We start from the raw sequence: 17,608 nt of genomic DNA, 5'->3' as shown, positions 1-17,608 counted from the left end.
TTGTATGTCCGTGTGTTTTATTATTATTCCTTCCAGTTAAGTCTGTGAAGATGTCCTTCGCAATTCATGTGTGAAAAATTATGCTGTCGGAGTGCTTCATAAAGAACGATTGCCACTGAATTAGAAAGATTAAGTGATCTTATATCTCCTATCATAGGAATTCTGATACATGTATCCTCATTATCAACAAGTATCTCTTCTGGTATTCCTGCACTTTCCTTTCCAAACATTATATAACAGTCTTCTTCATAATTAACTTCTGTATATGTCTTATGTGCCTTGGTTGTAGCCATATACACCTTAGCACCCGGATTCTTAGCAAGAAAATCCTTATAATCATCATACTCAGTAACATCAAGCTTATCCCAGTAATCAAGTCCGGCTCTTTTTAACATCTTATCATTAATCTGAAATCCTAATGGTCCTATAAGATGCAGCCTTACGCCTGTTGCCACACATGTTCTTCCTATATTACCTGTATTAGCCGGCATCTCCGGCTCATGTAAAACTATATTAATCATATCCTTATCAGTCACCTTTTACTGCAATATCAAGTTCCAGAACCATGCTACCATCACTAGACATCGGTATACATATATTCCTGGCATATGTCTGCGAAATCTTCATAGCTCCACGGCATAATGTAGGTGGGGTAATATCAATACCAATTCCCTTAGTTGAAAGAATAGTCGCTGCATTACCCATTATCATATTACCAAGTTCACTTATTGCACTCATTGCCATCTCATCAAGCTCTGGAACCGGCATCCCCATCATCATCTTTGATGCAATCTCACATGCCTTGGTAATCTTCATGGCTATCATGACCTGACCTCTCATCTCACCTGTAATACCTATCATAATTATAACTGAATCCTCTCCAAATTCAGTTGTTTTAACATATGGTTTTCCTATACTCATCTCCATCTGACAGGCATCACGCAATATTGTGCCTGCTGCCATCAGAAATGGATTAATATGGTTGACATTAATCTCTGCCATATTCATTCATCTCCCTACTTCAGTGTATTAATAAACTTTTCTATTCTTTCAAGACCTTGTTTAAGGTTGTCAATTGAATAAGCATATGATATTCGTAAAAAACCTTCACCACAGTCACCAAATGCTGTTCCAGGAACAACAGCCAGCTTCTGCTCCCTGAGTAGTCTGTTTGCGAATTCTTCCGAAGATAAGCCAAACTTCTTAATTGAAGGAAATACATAAAATGCACCAAATGGCTCAAAGCAGTCAAGTCCCATCTCCTTAAATGCATGCATGAGATATCTTCTTCTCTGGTCATAAGCTTCAACCATCTTATTAACTTCCATATCACAGTTTTTAAGAGCTTCTATTGCAGCAAACTGGCTGTTAGTAGGTGCACACATAATTGCAAACTGATGAAGCTTAGTCATCTGGCTTATAATTTCCTTTGGACCGCACGCATATCCAAGTCTCCACCCTGTCATTGCAAATGCTTTAGAAAAACCATTAATAACGATAGTTCTCTCCTTCATCCCTGGAAGACTTCCTATTGAGCAATGCTCTCCATTATATGTAAGTGCTGAATATATCTCATCTGATATAACATATATATCCTTCTCAATTATGACAGGTACAAGCTCTTCAAGCTCCTCCCTTGTCATAACAGCACCTGTTGGATTATTAGGAAATGGCATAACAAGTACCTTAGTCTTATCTGTTATACTGGCAAGCAGCTCTTCCTTAGTAAGCTTGAACTCATTCTCTTCCTTTAGTTCTATTATCACTGGCTTTGCATCAGCCATAATTGCACATGGAAGATAAGATACATAGCTTGGCTGTGGTATAAGCACTTCATCCCCTGGGTCACACATGCATCTTAATGCAACATCAATTGCCTCACTTCCACCTACTGTTATAAGTACTTCCTTCATAGGATCATAATGAAGGTTCATCTTTCTTGCAAGGTAATTACATATCTCTTCTCGTAATTCCTTAAGACCTGCATTAGATGTGTAAAATGTTCTTCCCTTCTCAAGGGCATATATTCCTTCTTCTCTTACATTCCATGGAGTATCAAAATCTGGTTCGCCTACTCCTAACGAAATTGCATCAGGCATCTCACTTACAATATCAAAGAATTTTCTTATTCCTGATGGCTGTATGCCTGTTATTTTCTGTGATAATGGGTTTCTCATGGTGTAATCAGCATCCTTTCGTCTTTAGCCTCGTCCTCTATTATTGTTCCATAGTCCTTATACTTCTTAAGCACAAAATGTGTAGATGTGCTAAGGACTGAATCTAATGGTGCGAGCTTCGCCGCGACGAACTGAGCCACTGACTTCATTGATTTGCCTTCTATAATAACAGTAAAGTCAAAGCCTCCTGACATGAGATAAACTGATGTTACTTCATCATATTTGTACAGGCGCTCTGCAATACTGTCAAAACCTAATCCTCTCTGTGGAGTAACCTTAACCTCAATAAGTGCTGTTACTTTCTCTTCACTAGTCTTATCCCAGTTAATGACCGCATTATATCCGCAGATAATATGTTCCTTCTCCATATCCGCTATTTCATTGGCAACCTCTGCTTCAGAATAGCCAAGCATAATAGCCATCTCCTTAAGGTCTATCCTTCCATTCTTTTCAAGAACATCAAGAATCTTCTCTCTCATAACGCAATCCTCCTGCTAATTATATAAATCTGTATATTTCATCCTGTTCAGGAAGCCCTAAATATCTGTCTTCCTCTGTATTGTGAATAATCCGGTTGTTACCATCAGTTATCTTACCAATGACAGCGGCCTCAATTCCATTCTGCTTCATTGTATTTACTATATCACATCCATTTTCACATGTCATTAACAAACATCCCATAGAATCCAATATATATGGATTGATATTAAATAATTCACATATTTCAATTATCTCCTGTTTTACGGAAATATGCCTCAAATCTATATCCAGACCTGTACCTGAATATTCGGCCATATCCCACAGTGCCGCAAATATGCCGCCTTCCGATGCATCATGCATTGCCCCGTCAATATTCTGCTTTATAAATATCTGTGCCTCTTTAGCTATAATGAGTTCTTCATCAGCAGCAAATGCCTTATTAATAACGTCCTCTGGCAAAACATTAAGTATCTCATCCCTTTTGTGTGATATAACAGTTCTAATACCACTCATTCCTATATGCTTTGTCATAACAATATCCTGCCCTGCAACAGCTTTCTGATGTGTTCTGAGCTTATGCCCAATTGCAGTAACAGAAACAACCGGACTGTTAACATTCGGACATACTGTAGTATGACCTCCTGCAATTCCTACACCAACAACCTGACACTGTCTGTCAAGTTCCTTTATTATCTCCTTAAGACGTATTTCCCTTGATTTCTCATCTATTATAATTGTATTCATAATACAATCAGCCGCACCACCTGCTGCACTTATGTTATTAACTGCCCTATATACAGCCAGACTTCCTGTTGCAGCAGCTGCAAGCGTATCCCATCCCTGACTATGTATATGCGCCGCATCCTGTCCATATGCCGGTTTTGAAGTATTTCCTCTCCTGCCAAGCAGTTTGAAAACAGACCTGTCAAGAATTGTATCAGACACTTTTCCTCTTTTCATATCACTTATCTCTCCAAAAATGTTGCATAAAATTGTTAATAATTCTATACTCTTATATAGCTTCTTCAGTGAAGCAATTCAATATTAAGGTATAAGGTATGCAACCATAGGAACAACCATTGCTACAATCAGTATCAATATAAGTATTCCGGTAAAGCATCTTTTTGTTTTCTTATTATTGAAATTAATCATAATTACCTCCACACAATTAAGCAGCGGGGCTACACGAAAAGGAATATATTCATGCATTTTATACTGCCATATTTTATCATACTCATAATCATCCTTCAGTTTGCCATAAAAAGAAGCTCCAGGAATCACAAATCAAGAAATCAGCAATTCCTTGAACGTGAATCAAGAGCCAATCAGGTACGCCGTAAGGACATTAGCAATCTTAATTATATATCAATTCCGGATAATCTTCCACTGATTAATTCCGGTAATGAAACATTTAACCAGTTACTTTCCAATAATTCTGGCATGATGCGTTCATACAACACAATTACAGGACTTAAAGATAAGAAAATACTTAACCTTACCGGAATAAGCAACACTGAGCTTAAGCTGTCATATGGAGCTGCTAATCTTACAGAGCTTACTGAATATGATGACAATTTCACTACACTCATAAAAGCAATCGCTTCATTAGGTCATGCGCTTATTGATAACAACGACACAGCTGATGCTCTTTCATTCCTTGAGTACGGAATCAGCATTGGCTCAGATATATCCTCAAACTACATTGACCTTGCAATAATATATGCTGCAACAGACAGATTTGACGATATCAGAAAACTAAAAGAAAAAGCTGGAATGCTTAAAAGTCTCAGCCGTGATAATATTATTGAGCAGCTTAACAATATGCTAAAATAGCACAGTACGAATTATTTTCCATACTGTGCTATTATTGTATCAATCTGTCTTGACGCCATGCTTTTGGTCATCTCTTCAACCGGAATCTCCAGATTAATATTGTGCTTTTCTACAAGAGCTGCAAGATATCTTCTCTGAGGCGGCGTTATAGGTGAATCTTTCTTTACAACGTATACCAGCTTCGTAGTATTGCTGAAACTATTATCTTCTGGCTTTAATTTTTCTAATTTCCCATAAAGTACACTTGCACTCACTGCATCATCATAAGCCCTGTGTGACCTTCCCGGATCAATATTAAAATACTGGCACAAAAAAGACAGATTCTTATGTTCCAGCTCCGGAAGAAGCCTTCTGGCAATCTTTAATGTATCAATTCCATCATCAGTAATAGTATATCCATTATTGACTGCTGCTCTCTTAAGAAAACTGAAGTCAAATGTAACATTATGTCCAAGTATTGGCCAGTCACCTATAAAACGTGTTATGTCTCCTATAATTTCTTCAATTCTCGGCTTACCTGCCAGTTCTTCATTATGTATGCCTGTAAGCTCTGTTATGCGCTCACTTACACTTATTCCCGGATACACAAGCGTAGAATACTTCTGTGTTATCTGACCATCTTCCACTCTTGCCATTCCAACTTCAATAATTCTGTCAACAGCCGGATTAAGACCTGTAGTCTCAACATCCAGTGCAACATATCTGTTAATCATGTTTTCTCTCTTTCAGGAATACTCTTCCTATGTAATCACCTATAATAGCAAGGAAATTCATGTCGCTCTCTGCCCATTTCTTATCAAGCTTATATCTTCCATAAGAAATAATATTGTTATTCTTCTTAATATCTCCACCGATAATGTACTGGACTGCCTGAACAATTCCGTATTCAGAATACACTTTATATACTGCAGGAGCCTTTGTTTCAAAATAGTTGATGTTATCTATTACAAATATGCCATCTTCCCTAAAGTTGGGAATATAATTATCTTCCTTGAAAAAGCTTCCGTCATCATCTGTCATACGCTGGTCACCATACAGAATATGCTTTGTCAGCTCAGTTCTGTCATATATTGCAATAGTATTAATATTAAATGCTACTGCCACATTATCTATCAGTTCCTTTCTTCTTGCGTCATCAGCTTCCTTGTATTCCCTGATAATGGTATTAACAATCTCCATCTTATGATACTTGTAAAACACTTTATCATTAAGGTCAACAATCCTTCCCATTCCATATACATATTCCCTATGAATATCCTCATGGTAAATGATATATCTGTCCTTACCTTTTTCTTTAGCAAGATACAGGACCTTATCTGCTATCTTAAATAATTCATCGTAATTCTTGGCATCATTAGGATAAGTTGCCGAACCAATTGAACATGTAATCTTAATATTACGCGGATCATCATGATACAGCCATTTTGTATTATTGCGTATCGTTCTTAAAACATTCCTTATACCCTCGTTATCATTAAGTCCTTCCATAATGATAAACATCTCATCTCCGCCAATTCTTCCACACAATCCTCTGCTTCCAACTGCATCTCTTAAGATATCTGCAACCTTACAAAGAACTTCGTCACCAAACATGTGTCCATATGTATCATTAATAGTCTTAAAATCATCAATATCAATAATAGCAATTGTTACAGTGTGTCCTGGCTGTGAATCTATAAGCTTTCTTACATAATCAGTAATAGCACGCTTGTTAAGCAGGTCTGTACCCGGATCCTTCATATCAGATATTATGTTGAGTTCTTCAACTACATGATTATCTGAACTCTCAAGTATTATAATAGTACCTATAACAATACTGTTTCCATATGCATCAACAATAGTATTACCTCTTGCAAGACATCTATCCAGTCTTCCAGGCTTATTAAGTATATTGATAGTAATCTCCCGCTTGAATAACTTCTCACCATTAGCAAGTGCCTTGCAGAATCCATCAAGTTCTTTTACCTCATTCAGCCCAAGTGCATCAATCTTTATCTTATCTTCTTCCCATGCATTTAATGTTCCACGGTAAAAAGACAAAGTCTGGTGTCCATCTGATGTCATAAATACATTAAAGTCATCGTTAAGTATATCATAAGAAAACAGAACATTTTCACACATGCCAAGATAACTTGAATATCTCTCAATCTGTGAATTAAGGTTATCTATCTGTGTAGTAATTAATGCGGCATCCATAATATTAATGTCATACATATGACCTCTTGTCTCAGATACCCCACCATCTGTAATTCTTGTAAGCATCCAGTGATATTCGCCTGTCTGATATAACATTCTTACAACAATAAACTTACCAGATTCAGCGTAATCCTTTAACGCTTCTGTGAATCTGCTGACATCATCAGGATGTATATATCTTGTATATACGAAAAGTGCATTATTGCCTGAAATTGCTTCAAAATTTTCATCTGCTGTTACAATTGACATTGTCTCATCGATAAGAATGTCCGAATTAACAGTCTCAGTTTTAAACAAATCTACCATAGCTTAAACCTCTGCTTTATAATTGATAGTGCCCTCTCCCTAATTCACCTGAATTCATCAGGATGTTCCTTTACATATGTTTCATACAGATCTGGTCTGTATTTCTTAGTTCTCTCCAGTGACTTTTCATGTCGCCACTTTTCAATATTAGCATGATGACCTGATAAAAGCACCTCTGGAACAGCTTTCCCGTTATAATCTGCTGGTCTTGTGTATTGCGGATACTCAAGCAGACCATCTGAAAAGCTCTCTGTTTCAGCAGATTCTTCATTATTAAGAACTCCTGGAACAAGTCTTGAAACCGTATCAATGACAACCATTGCCGGCAGCTCTCCTCCCGTAAGAACATAATCACCTATAGATACAAAATCTGTAACTATATTCTCCAATGCTCTTTCATCAATTCCTTCATAATGTCCACAAAGAATAACCAGATTATCCTCTTTGGCAAACTTCTCTGCCATGCTTTGTGTAAATGTATAGCCCTGAGGAGTCATATAAACCACTCTTGGCCTTTTTCCAATGTTCCTTACAATATCCTCATAGCAATCACACACAGGAGCAGCTCTCATAACCATTCCTGCGCCACCTCCATAAGGGTAATCATCCACTTTTAAATGCTTGTCATTAGAATACTCTCTGATATCATAAGCTTTAACGGACATAACTCCCGCTTTAATTGCACGTCCGGTTATACTTGTATTAAGTCCATCCATAATCATATCAGGAAACAATGTCATTACATGAAAATCCATTACTTCACTCCTGCAATTCCATTAAGTAAAAATGCATAATATCCACTCTTAAGATTGTATCCACTGTCTGTATAAGATGATCCAAAATATCCTGAGCCATCCTTGTAAACAGATGCAACATCAATATAAGTTATCCCAAGTGAAGCCGCATTCTCTGAAAACTTATTGTTAAGTGAATCAATATTAGCCTGTTTAACCTTGCTTGAAGATTCAAATCTCTGGCTTACCGGAAGTACAGAAAGAACATATACATCAGCAGCCGGCACTGCACTCTTGACTGCTTCAATAAATTCCTTCTCATACTTATATATATCATCTACAGATCTGCTTCCATAATTAAGGTCATTAATACCAACCATCATATACACTGAATCAGGTGACTGGGATACGATACTGTCAAGATATCCTGTAAGCTTGTCACTTGTCATTGAATTAGATGCTATAACCTGTGCATCAGGAAGAAAACCAAACTGTGAAATACCACTTACAACAAAATCACCAATAAATACAGCCTTGCTGTATGCCGATGAAGATGTATAATCCACTGTCTCCGGTGTACCTGAAACAGATAAAGTCCTGCCTGAAGCAGCTGCTGTTGTCTGCCCGGTTACGTTCTCAGCAGGCTCCTTAGATTCCTGTATTACCGGTGCTGTACTCTCCTGCTGTACAGGAGAAGTTGTTACTTTAGTATCATCCTGCCTGTCGCTGTTCTTATTACTACAGCTCTTTAAAACTATTGCAACTATAATAACTGCCACGACTAACACTGCCAGTCCGGCAATATAATTTCTGTATCTGTTCCACATTCTTTTCTTGCGGTTAAGACTAATCTTTGGTTTATCATTATTAGAATTATATGATTCCATTATAATATTCCTTTCTGTTTCGATTCTGTCTCATTGCATTATAACATTAGTCCTGCCCTTGTGCAAATACAACATACAGCATCACCACTTCATCTTATGAAGAACCACAGCTGAAGTCTTTCTTAATCCAATATCAAGCCAGCCATTCTGAAGATGATAACCAAGCCCGTCTGTACTGTATCCACCTTCAAATGTAACCAACAGCTGCTCAACATCATCATCAAAACCAAGACCAACTTCCCACGCAGGAATTCTGGCTCTCACCTCATCATCGTTATTATTAACAATAATGATTGCAGCGTCATCACTTGTAAACCTTCCATATGCAACAACATTATATGCTGAATACAGTGACTTATATGAACCTTTTCTTAATACATCATTCTCTTTATGCATCTTTATTGCAACCCTATGGAAATCAATCAGTTCTGTATCCTCATGTCCCCATGGATAAGTTCTTCTGTTATCAGGATCAGTGAATCCACACACACCTGCTTCATCGCCATAATATACAGTAGGCGCGCCTGGTAATGTCATCTGCATAACAACAGCCTCTTTAAACACTGCCTTGTTGACATTATTATTGGCAGCCTCAGGTCCCAGTGTATTAGTTCTTCCAACTGTCCTGTTAGTTCTTGTTAAAAACCTTGAATGATCATGATTAGACAGTTCATTCATAGATATTGCAACACTCTGTCCGCCCATTCTTGCCATATTATGATGCATGGCACCAAAAAAATAGTCTGGATTACCATATGAATCAGGTCTTGCCTCATCACTGTGCTTTTCCATTCCTGTAAGAAACCATGTAACAGGCTCCATAAAAGCATCATAATTCATGATGGTATCCCATTGATCACCCTGCAGCCATTCATATGAATCGCCATAATGTTCTGCAAGAATAATAGCATCAGGATTAGCCTTCTTAACCTCTTCCCGGAATCTCTTCCAGAAATAATGGTTATATTCAGGACTATATCCTAAGTCAGCCGCCACATCAAGTCTCCAGCCATCAACATTGTATGGCGCAGAAACCCATTTTCTTCCAATAGAAAGAATATACTCCTCAAGTTCCTTAGATCCTTCATAATTAAGCTTAGGAAGAGTATCATGTCCCCACCAGCCATCATATGAGTTATTATCAGGCCACTGGTTAGAATAAAATTTAAAGAAATTATGATATGGGCTTTCATACCTTTCGAAAGCTCCCGGAGCATATTCATCAGTACTGTCTCTGTAAATGTGTTCCTTATCCAGCCACTTATTGAACGAACCACAGTGGTTAAACACACCATCTATAATAACCTTCATGCCTCTTGCATGAATCTCCTGCACAACCTTTGCAAAAAATTCATTGCTGGCTTCAAGGTTTGATTTTCTTGTAACTCTGTTAATATATCTTGTAGCATGGGTATTATCCGTGTCACCTTCTTTAAGCACTTCACCCTCATCATCGACAATAACTCCAAAATGTGGGTCAATATAATCGTAATCCTGTATATCATACTTATGATTAGATGGTGATACAAATAACGGGTTAAAATATATAACTTCTATTCCTAATCCCTCAAGATAATCCAGTTTGTCAAGTACACCCTTGAGGTCTCCTCCGTAAAACTCCCTTATTCCCATCTGGGCAGGATACTTATTCCAGTCCTTAACCTGACAGACATGCTCTCCAATATAATTATATTCATCATCAAGCACATCATTACTCTTATCGCCATTATAGAATCTGTCTACAAATATCTGGTACATAACTGCACCCTTTGCCCACTCAGGTGTCTTAAATCCTGGTGTAATCTGGAAATTATAATACGGATTAAGATCTTTAATCGCCCCAATCTGATTGTAATAACACACTGTTCTGCCAAGCTCTACCTTAAAATAATAATATATTTTGTCGGTTCCGACATTAATCTTAGCCTCATAATAATCAAACATGCTCTCTGATCTTACTCTTGTCATAACATGTTCAACATTATCCACAACTAGATATGCTTTATCTACATTATATCTTCCAGTACGCAGCCTTATGGTCACCTCATCACCTGGCACTGGCTCTGCCGGACTTCTGTAATCACTTGTAACATCCGAAAACAACGCTCTTGGGTGTAGCGTTGGTCTTGCACTGCACATATAAAAAAGTCTTTTTTCCCAGGCAGCTAAGTTTCCCATTTCCCCGGTTATTCTCATAGAGAATCCTCCTTAGCATATACTATTCTGATTTTATATCTAAAAGTACATTTTAGCAAGTGAAAAGGATTTTTAAACAGCAAAAAAGGCAGCCATGGGGTGACTGCCTTTTTCAGAGAAGGTATTTCTTTTCGATAAGCATTACTGCTTTATCTATAATGTATTGGGGGTTTTTACATTAATTATAATATCTTATTTCCCTCAATAAGTGTTCACAAACATCACTAAATTCATTCAAAAAATTTGTGCATATTTACTATACAATTGTTGTTCCCATAATACCATCATCATCTGTACCGCTTCCATTATCAAAAAGTGCTTCAAATTCTTCTCTTGTTACCTTTTCTTTCTCAAGAAGAAGTTCTGAACTCTTCTCTAATACATCCATATGCTCAGATATTATCTTCTTAGCCTGTGCATAACAGTCATCAATAATATTCTTAACCTCTTCATCAATGGCTGTAGCAATATCCTCGCCATATGGTCTTGTATGTGCAAGGTCTCTTCCGATGAATACCTCATCCTCATCACTGCTTGCATAATTAATAAGTCCAAGTCTGTCAGAGAAGCCATACTTGGTAACCATATCTCTTGCTGTCGCAGTTGCCTGCTTGATATCCTGTGACGCACCTGTTGTAATATCATCAAATATCAGCTCCTCAGCAACTCGTCCACCAAGACTTACAATGATATTCTGTAACATCTTGCCCTTGGTATTAAACATCTCATCCTTCTCAGGAAGTGGCATTGTGTATCCCGCTGCTCCCATTCCGGTTGGAATAATAGATATAGTGTGTACAGGTCCGACATCAGGGAGTACATGGAAAAGAATTGCATGTCCTGATTCATGATATGCAGTAATCTTCTTTTCTTTCTCTGATATAATCTTGCTTCTCTTCTCAACACCGATACCAACTTTTACAAATGCATAGTTGACATCCGCATTAGTAATGAACTTTCTCTTGCTCTTAGCCGCATTAATGGCAGCTTCATTAAGAATATTCTCAAGGTCTGCACCTGTAAAGCCTGCTGTAGTTCTTGCAAGGCTATCAAGGTCAACATCATCACCTAAAGGCTTCTTGGCTGCATGAACATTAAGAATCTCAAGACGTCCTCTTACATCAGGTCTTCCTACTACTACCTTTCTGTCGAAACGACCCGGTCTTAATATAGCAGGATCAAGAATATCAACTCTGTTAGTAGCCGCCATAACGATAATTCCTTCATTAACTCCGAAACCATCCATCTCTACGAGCATCTGGTTAAGAGTCTGCTCTCTCTCATCATGTCCGCCACCCATGCCGGTTCCTCTTCGTCTTGCAACAGCATCAATCTCATCAATAAATATGATACAAGGTGCATTCTTCTTAGCTTCCTCAAACATATCCCTTACTCTTGATGCACCGACACCAACGAACATCTCAACAAAATCAGAACCTGATATGCTAAAGAAAGGTACTCCTGCCTCACCGGCTACAGCCTTTGCAAGTAAAGTCTTACCTGTTCCCGGAGGGCCTGTAAGAATAACTCCCTTAGGAATTCTCGCTCCAAGGTTAGTGTACTTTACAGGATCTTTAAGGAAATCAACGATTTCTTCCAGTTCTTCTTTCTCTTCATTAAGCCCTGCCACATCCTTGAATGTAACCTTATTGGCATCACCACTTATCATTCTTGCACGGCTCTTACCAAAATTCATCATCTTGGCATTACCGCCACCACCAGCCTGTCTAGTCATCATCAGCATAAGTGCTACAACAACGATAAGACACATACCAAATGGCAGAATAGTTGTCATCCATACACTGTCTCTTTTAACATCCCTTACAGTATATGTAATATTTTTATCATCAAGCTTTTGCTGTACAGAAACAACATCAGATACATTAAGAGTATCCCTGCTTCCATCAGTGAATGTAATTGTAAGTGTACCTGTTGGGACTTCTGCATTCTGACTTATAACAACATCTGTAATCCTGCCGCTCTTTAAATCAGATTCAAAATCCTTATACTTATAATTACTTGTTCTCTGGCTCATCTGTGCGATAACAGCCCAGACAATACCAATTATAATAATCATGAAGAAAATGCTTCCAAATCCTCCAGACCTTTTTTTCTTAGTATCCATCACTTCCTCCTTATTAATTATGCCTCTTCGTCAAGGTGTAAAACTCCTACAAAAGGAAGGTTTCTATAGCTCTGGTCATAATCAAGTCCATAACCGACAACGAATTCATCAGGAATGTTAAAGCCATTATACTTAACATCCACCTCAACCTCTCTTCTTTCCGGCTTATCAAGCAGAGTACATATACATATATCTGCCGGCTTTCTCTCCTCTAACATAGGCATAAGTCTTGCAAGAGTATTACCTGAATCGATAATATCCTCAATAACAATTACATGCTCTCCCTCAATGCTCTCATCAAGATCCTTCTTAATCTTAATCTGACCGCTTGATGATGTCCCGCTTCCATAACTTGACACCTGCATAAAATCAAACTTAACAGGTACAGTAATTCTCTTGGCAAGCTCGCATGTAAATATAATACTTCCCTTAAGAATACAGATAAGTTTAACCTCCTTACCCTCATAGTCTTTACTTATCTGCTCTCCAAGCTGTGCAATCCTTTCATTCAGCTTTTCCTCAGATATAAGCACACTGATAAATGGTTCTTTCATCGTTTCTCTCCTTTGTCAATCTTAATATTCACTCTATTGTATAGTTATATCCAGCACATTCCTTGTTTCATCATCGATCAGGGCGCACTCACTTCTTCTTACCCCGACAGCCCATAAAACTCCCGAATCATCAGAAACAACAAGCACATTATCTCTCATATCGGCAGGTACTTTACGGTCAATGAATTCTTTTTTCAGCTTGCGCCATGTTCCCGCCCTGTTCACAACAATCCTGTCGCCATCAGTACGGTGTCTTATGCAGAGCTTTCCTTGTATTTTATCATAATCAAAGGATTTCGCATAGCAACTATTAGCGTAATTTCTGTTTTTTTCATAATTAGAATGAAGTGAAATTACAATATGCACCTTTCTTAATTCCGTCTTGCCATCATTATTATAATAAATGTTTTCTTCTATGGTAATATTTTCACCTGAATTAAGTCTTTTAAGCTCCTGCGGCGTAAGTACATGTATGAGGTCCGAAGAAACCTGTATCCGAGATGCCACATTTTTCCTGCTTATTGTGATATCCTCATACCCTTTTACCGCACACAGTCCATAACATATATCTGCACTGCTGCCAACCTGTTTTCGTATAAGCTCATCTACAGCATTCACATGAACCTTATATATATCCTTTGCTGTCTGTGTAAGTGCATGTACTGCCTTGTAGATAACTCTCTTTCTTATGACCTCATGAAGTCCTGCAAACTCCTCCCCATAAAGCCTTAAAACCACCGTATCTCCCACATATACATACTTATCATAAGCCTTTTTGGCCTCTGCCTCAATAAAATCAAAATTCTTCTGCAGCTCCTCTGCTGCATCAGCAATATTTTCAACAGTGTGTGCATTAACCTTTTCTGTCATGTACGGAATAACAACATTTCTTAAAGAATTACGCGTATAATCATTGCACAGATTCGTTGCATCAGTAACATATGGCTGGTTAAAGTCTTTAAGTACTTCCTCAACCTCAGCTCTCGTCACTGAAAGCAGAGGTCTTATAATATTATCCCTTACCGGTCTGATTCCACCTATTCCTTTAAGTGAAGTTCCTCGGGAAAGATTCATAAGAACTGTTTCTGCCTGGTCATTCATATGGTGTGCAACCGCAATCCTTGCATTACGCCCTTTACATGCCTCATTGAATATACGGTACCGTTCTTTCCTTCCTGCTTCCTCAACACTCATTCCAAGCTGCTTTGCAAGGCCGGCGGCATCTATATGATACGCCATGAATTCAACACCCATGCGTTCACACAAGATTCTGGCAAACTCCTCATCATCTCCTGCCTCCTGCCTTATGCCATGATTGACATGCACCACACATAATTCTGTCTGTAGATGCTTCCTCTCTATATACCCCTTAAGCACCATAAGCAGACACACAGAATCCGCGCCGCCTGAAAGACCGACAACCACTCTTTCGCAGTCCGTAAGCATATTATTCTGTTCAATATATCTGTAAATCTTATCTATAATTTCATTCATGCGAGAATTATATTATACGTTCACATAAGTGTCAAACACTCCCAGTACCATAACTGTACAGTCATCAAAAGCCTCCATATTATTATTCTTCAGGGACTCCTCAAGAATCTTTTTCGCAATGCCTGCCGGCTTCTTTACATTTATATTATTAATAATCTCCACCATCTGTTCCTCCTTATTAATTCCAGACAGATTATCAAGCACACCATCACTTATCATTATAATATAATTACCATCATAAAGCTTTTTAGTCGTACAATCGTAGTCCACCTGTTCTAACACTCCCATCGGAAGCGTTGTTGACTTAATAATCTCAACCCAGTTATCTCTTTTTATAAATGTGGATACAGCTCCAAGTTTAATACAGTTAATAACTCCCGCCTGACAGTCAATAATACTCATATCCATAGTTACAGGATTGTTAAATGTAGTTCCCGCAATATACGCAGAATTAATAAGATCAATCGCTGTCTTTTCCTCGAATCCTGCTTCAATGCAGTTTTCCATAAGTTCAATCACCATACGGCTCTCTGCAAATGCCCTTTTACCACTTCCACAGCCATCTGCAATTGCTGCAACCATTTTTCCACAGTTCAGCTTCTTTAACAGGAAGTTATCCCCACTTGTATTCTCTTCCTCTTTACATTTTCTCGCCATACCTGAAAGAATCCTGAAACGATTCTCCTGATAGAACACATACTGGTCCGGTTCTTCATTTATAATCACCCTGTTGTCCTGATTAGAAAAGAATTTTGCCTTAAATACACTGCTCACTGTTTCTCTTAATACACGCTCAGACACACACCCCTTCATAAATGTTTTCGCAGTTACAAGTATCTCACGCCTCTTTCCGTCAACCAGTTTTATATCCTTAACAGATATCCCCATTGCCATACATTTACGCTCAAATTCCCTGCGCTCCTGTTTATCCGGCGCTTTAGCATCAAGATTCATTGCAACACATTCCTCTAATATATCTGCAGCCAGAATCAATTGTCTTTTAAAACCCGTCTGCTTCTGATTAGTTTCTCCATATGCATCTCCAAGATTTCTGAATGTTCTGGCTGTTTCCTGCAGACGGTTAATAGTATAAGTATATCCGGCATCTTTATATGTATTTTTCATTCATATCCACTTCCTTTCCGGCACTACACCAATGTGAAGTATATATGACTGCTTATAAATAAAATGTCGAAGCATGAAAGATTCAAAAAATCTTCCAGCTCCGACATAATATTTGGTATGAATTTTACTTGTTATTAGGCTTAAACACCAGTTCGTCAGGATATATAAGCCCGAATTTATTCTTGGCAATCTCCTCAACGAACTTCTTTGTCTTGACATACTTCTCATATTCAGACAATTCATCACTTCTTTTATTCTCGTCATCAATCTTGGATTGTAACTCTGTAATCTGAGCCTGATAATCAGCATTCTTTTCTTCAAGTCCTGCCTTGCCTCTCCACAGAACAACGCCAAGTGCCACGACAACAATAATTGCAATAATCATTCCTGCCAGCGTTGACCTTCTCTGCTTCTTAAGCCTTTCTGCACGCTCTCTTCTAGATTCTAATTTCATATATTCCTCACCCTTGTGCTTCCTTCTTACCCATATCTTTCCTGCGTTTCATATACATTTTAAGGCTTCTTACTGGTATTGTAATAATACGCACCACATTTTTCAATATAAAACATGCCGGTTTTAGTAAAATTTTTATAATTCTTACTGACCACCTTATATAAAAACTGCTTAAAAACTTAAAATACAGAAATGCCCCCACAGCAATCCCCATAATTATGAATCCGCGGATAATTCCGTCTGCAACCTTAAAGCACATCACAAATACACTTAATCCGGCATATATTCCATATATAATATCTTCCACACTCATAAAAACAACTGTTTTATGTCGTACAATTCGTCTGAAAGCCCTTATATTATCGTATATCCATGCAAGCAGAACACCATTAAAGAAGCTTACCACAAGTGCATAAAGCTCCCAATATATAATCTCATTAATCATCGAAGAAGCCTGCTCATGAACGAATCCTGCTTATTCTTCATGCCAGCCTCCGAATAACATACAGAATCCACTCTTCCGTCAAGGTCTAATTCACCCTTCTCGACAGAAAGCCTGTTAACATGCAGTCCTTCCCCTTTGATTGTAATATGCCCATAATCAGATTCAAGTACAACCTTAACCGGATCAAATGACACTACATCTGTTATTCCTGTAAAATCAATTCTTTTCCTGTCCTCCATATTCAGCCTGTGTGGACGCTTCACCCTTACCTTTTCCTCCATATACCCTCCTTATAGATATTCCGTTATATGAGAATATATGCATGACCATAATATATGATTACAGGTACTTTGAATTAAAGATATTCAAACATTTCCTTTGCTTCTTCTTTCTTAACAGTATCCTTGACATCTGTAACCCTTGCTCTTACATTCTTGTTACCAAACTGGATTTCAATAATGTCTCCGACTTTAACATCATAAGATGCCTTCACAACCTTGTCATTAACCATTACTCTTCCTGCATCACATGCATCGTTGGCAACAGTCCTTCTCTTTATAAGTCTTGATACTTTTAAATATTTATCTAATCTCATGTTCTTC

The 17,608-nt window shown here is 38.0% G+C and carries 20 protein-coding genes; 1 reads left to right on the top strand and 19 read right to left on the bottom strand.

The annotated features are described in order from the left end of the window. Positions 1-23: 23 nt before the first annotated feature. From trmL to GKE48_RS15110, 6 genes are all read right to left on the bottom strand, one after another. Positions 24-521, bottom strand: a complete 498-nt coding sequence (gene trmL, locus GKE48_RS11290) for a tRNA (uridine(34)/cytosine(34)/5-carboxymethylaminomethyluridine(34)-2'-O)-methyltransferase TrmL (protein WP_022099053.1) — start codon at positions 519-521, stop codon at positions 24-26. A gap of 7 nt (positions 522-528) precedes the next feature. Next, positions 529-1,002 (bottom strand): chemotaxis protein CheX, encoded by a 474-nt coding sequence (locus GKE48_RS11285; RefSeq protein WP_154301105.1) that lies wholly within the window; start codon positions 1,000-1,002, stop codon positions 529-531. Positions 1,003-1,016: 14 nt separating this feature from the next. Next, entirely contained in the window at positions 1,017-2,177 is a 1,161-nt protein-coding gene (locus GKE48_RS11280; RefSeq protein ID WP_022099051.1) for a pyridoxal phosphate-dependent aminotransferase, read from the bottom strand. Beyond that, positions 2,174-2,656: an Lrp/AsnC family transcriptional regulator gene (locus tag GKE48_RS11275; protein ID WP_022099050.1), complete on the bottom strand. Its 483-nt coding sequence runs from the start codon at positions 2,654-2,656 to the stop codon at positions 2,174-2,176. Before GKE48_RS11275 ends, GKE48_RS11280 begins: the two co-directional genes overlap by 4 nt. 19 nt (positions 2,657-2,675) lie before the next feature. Beyond that, positions 2,676-3,617, bottom strand: coding sequence for an AIR synthase-related protein (locus tag GKE48_RS11270; protein WP_154301104.1), 942 nt, complete (start codon positions 3,615-3,617; stop codon positions 2,676-2,678). An 84-nt stretch (positions 3,618-3,701) separates the two neighbouring features. Continuing rightward, positions 3,702-3,809, bottom strand: coding sequence for a synaptobrevin-B (locus GKE48_RS15110; protein WP_194173946.1), 108 nt, complete (start codon positions 3,807-3,809; stop codon positions 3,702-3,704). A gap of 51 nt (positions 3,810-3,860) precedes the next feature. Between GKE48_RS15110 and GKE48_RS11265 the strand changes: the two genes are divergently transcribed. Beyond that, positions 3,861-4,490 carry a tetratricopeptide repeat protein gene (locus tag GKE48_RS11265; RefSeq protein WP_022099048.1) on the top strand — a complete coding sequence of 210 codons (630 nt, stop codon included), beginning with the start codon at positions 3,861-3,863 and terminating at the stop codon, positions 4,488-4,490. 11 nt (positions 4,491-4,501) lie between these two features. On the opposite strand, the gene GKE48_RS11260 is transcribed toward GKE48_RS11265, so the two are convergent. From GKE48_RS11260 to GKE48_RS11200, 13 genes are all read right to left on the bottom strand, one after another. Beyond that, positions 4,502-5,203 carry a 3'-5' exonuclease gene (locus tag GKE48_RS11260; protein ID WP_154301103.1) on the bottom strand — a complete coding sequence of 234 codons (702 nt, stop codon included), beginning with the start codon at positions 5,201-5,203 and terminating at the stop codon, positions 4,502-4,504. Next, on the bottom strand, positions 5,196-6,992 hold the full coding sequence (locus tag GKE48_RS11255; RefSeq protein ID WP_154301102.1) for a sensor domain-containing diguanylate cyclase: 1,797 nt from the start codon (positions 6,990-6,992) through the stop codon (positions 5,196-5,198). The genes GKE48_RS11260 and GKE48_RS11255 overlap by 8 nt, the downstream gene beginning before the upstream one ends. A 44-nt stretch (positions 6,993-7,036) precedes the next feature. Next, a complete protein-coding gene (gene trmD, locus GKE48_RS11250; protein WP_154301101.1) occupies positions 7,037-7,747 on the bottom strand; it encodes a tRNA (guanosine(37)-N1)-methyltransferase TrmD in 711 nt (236 codons plus the stop codon). Continuing rightward, positions 7,747-8,613 carry a GDSL-type esterase/lipase family protein gene (locus tag GKE48_RS11245; protein WP_154301100.1) on the bottom strand — a complete coding sequence of 289 codons (867 nt, stop codon included), beginning with the start codon at positions 8,611-8,613 and terminating at the stop codon, positions 7,747-7,749. Before GKE48_RS11245 ends, trmD begins: the two co-directional genes overlap by 1 nt. Before the next feature lie 81 nt (positions 8,614-8,694). After that, the gene (locus tag GKE48_RS11240; RefSeq protein WP_154301099.1) at positions 8,695-10,809 is read right to left on the bottom strand and encodes a glycoside hydrolase family 13 protein; all 2,115 of its coding nucleotides are present in this window, start codon (positions 10,807-10,809) and stop codon (positions 8,695-8,697) included. Positions 10,810-11,065: 256 nt separating this feature from the next. Further along, on the bottom strand, positions 11,066-12,934 hold the full coding sequence (gene ftsH, locus GKE48_RS11235; RefSeq protein ID WP_022099042.1) for an ATP-dependent zinc metalloprotease FtsH: 1,869 nt from the start codon (positions 12,932-12,934) through the stop codon (positions 11,066-11,068). A 17-nt stretch (positions 12,935-12,951) separates the two neighbouring features. After that, positions 12,952-13,488: a hypoxanthine phosphoribosyltransferase gene (gene hpt, locus GKE48_RS11230; RefSeq protein ID WP_012740090.1), complete on the bottom strand. Its 537-nt coding sequence runs from the start codon at positions 13,486-13,488 to the stop codon at positions 12,952-12,954. Positions 13,489-13,521: 33 nt separating this feature from the next. Then, entirely contained in the window at positions 13,522-14,982 is a 1,461-nt protein-coding gene (tilS, locus tag GKE48_RS11225; protein ID WP_154301098.1) for a tRNA lysidine(34) synthetase TilS, read from the bottom strand. A gap of 12 nt (positions 14,983-14,994) precedes the next feature. Then, positions 14,995-16,107: a PP2C family protein-serine/threonine phosphatase gene (locus tag GKE48_RS11220; protein ID WP_055216342.1), complete on the bottom strand. Its 1,113-nt coding sequence runs from the start codon at positions 16,105-16,107 to the stop codon at positions 14,995-14,997. A 124-nt stretch (positions 16,108-16,231) separates the two neighbouring features. Next, positions 16,232-16,561, bottom strand: a complete 330-nt coding sequence (locus tag GKE48_RS11215) for an FtsB family cell division protein (RefSeq protein WP_012740093.1) — start codon at positions 16,559-16,561, stop codon at positions 16,232-16,234. Between the two features lie 7 nt (positions 16,562-16,568). Beyond that, entirely contained in the window at positions 16,569-17,006 is a 438-nt protein-coding gene (gene yabQ / locus GKE48_RS11210; protein ID WP_022099038.1) for a spore cortex biosynthesis protein YabQ, read from the bottom strand. Next, complete coding sequence (gene yabP, locus GKE48_RS11205) at positions 17,003-17,287, bottom strand: sporulation protein YabP (RefSeq protein ID WP_012740095.1); 285 nt, start codon at positions 17,285-17,287, stop codon at positions 17,003-17,005. The genes yabQ and yabP overlap by 4 nt, the downstream gene beginning before the upstream one ends. A gap of 74 nt (positions 17,288-17,361) precedes the next feature. Beyond that, the gene (locus GKE48_RS11200; protein WP_012740096.1) at positions 17,362-17,601 is read right to left on the bottom strand and encodes an RNA-binding S4 domain-containing protein; all 240 of its coding nucleotides are present in this window, start codon (positions 17,599-17,601) and stop codon (positions 17,362-17,364) included. Positions 17,602-17,608: the final 7 nt, after the last annotated feature.

Source organism: Lachnospira eligens, assembly GCF_009680455.1.
Classification (GTDB): Bacteria; Bacillota; Clostridia; order Lachnospirales; family Lachnospiraceae; genus Lachnospira; species Lachnospira eligens_A.
The sequence above is the reverse complement of the archived record's forward strand: the minus strand, read 5'-3'. Positions and strand labels throughout refer to the sequence as shown.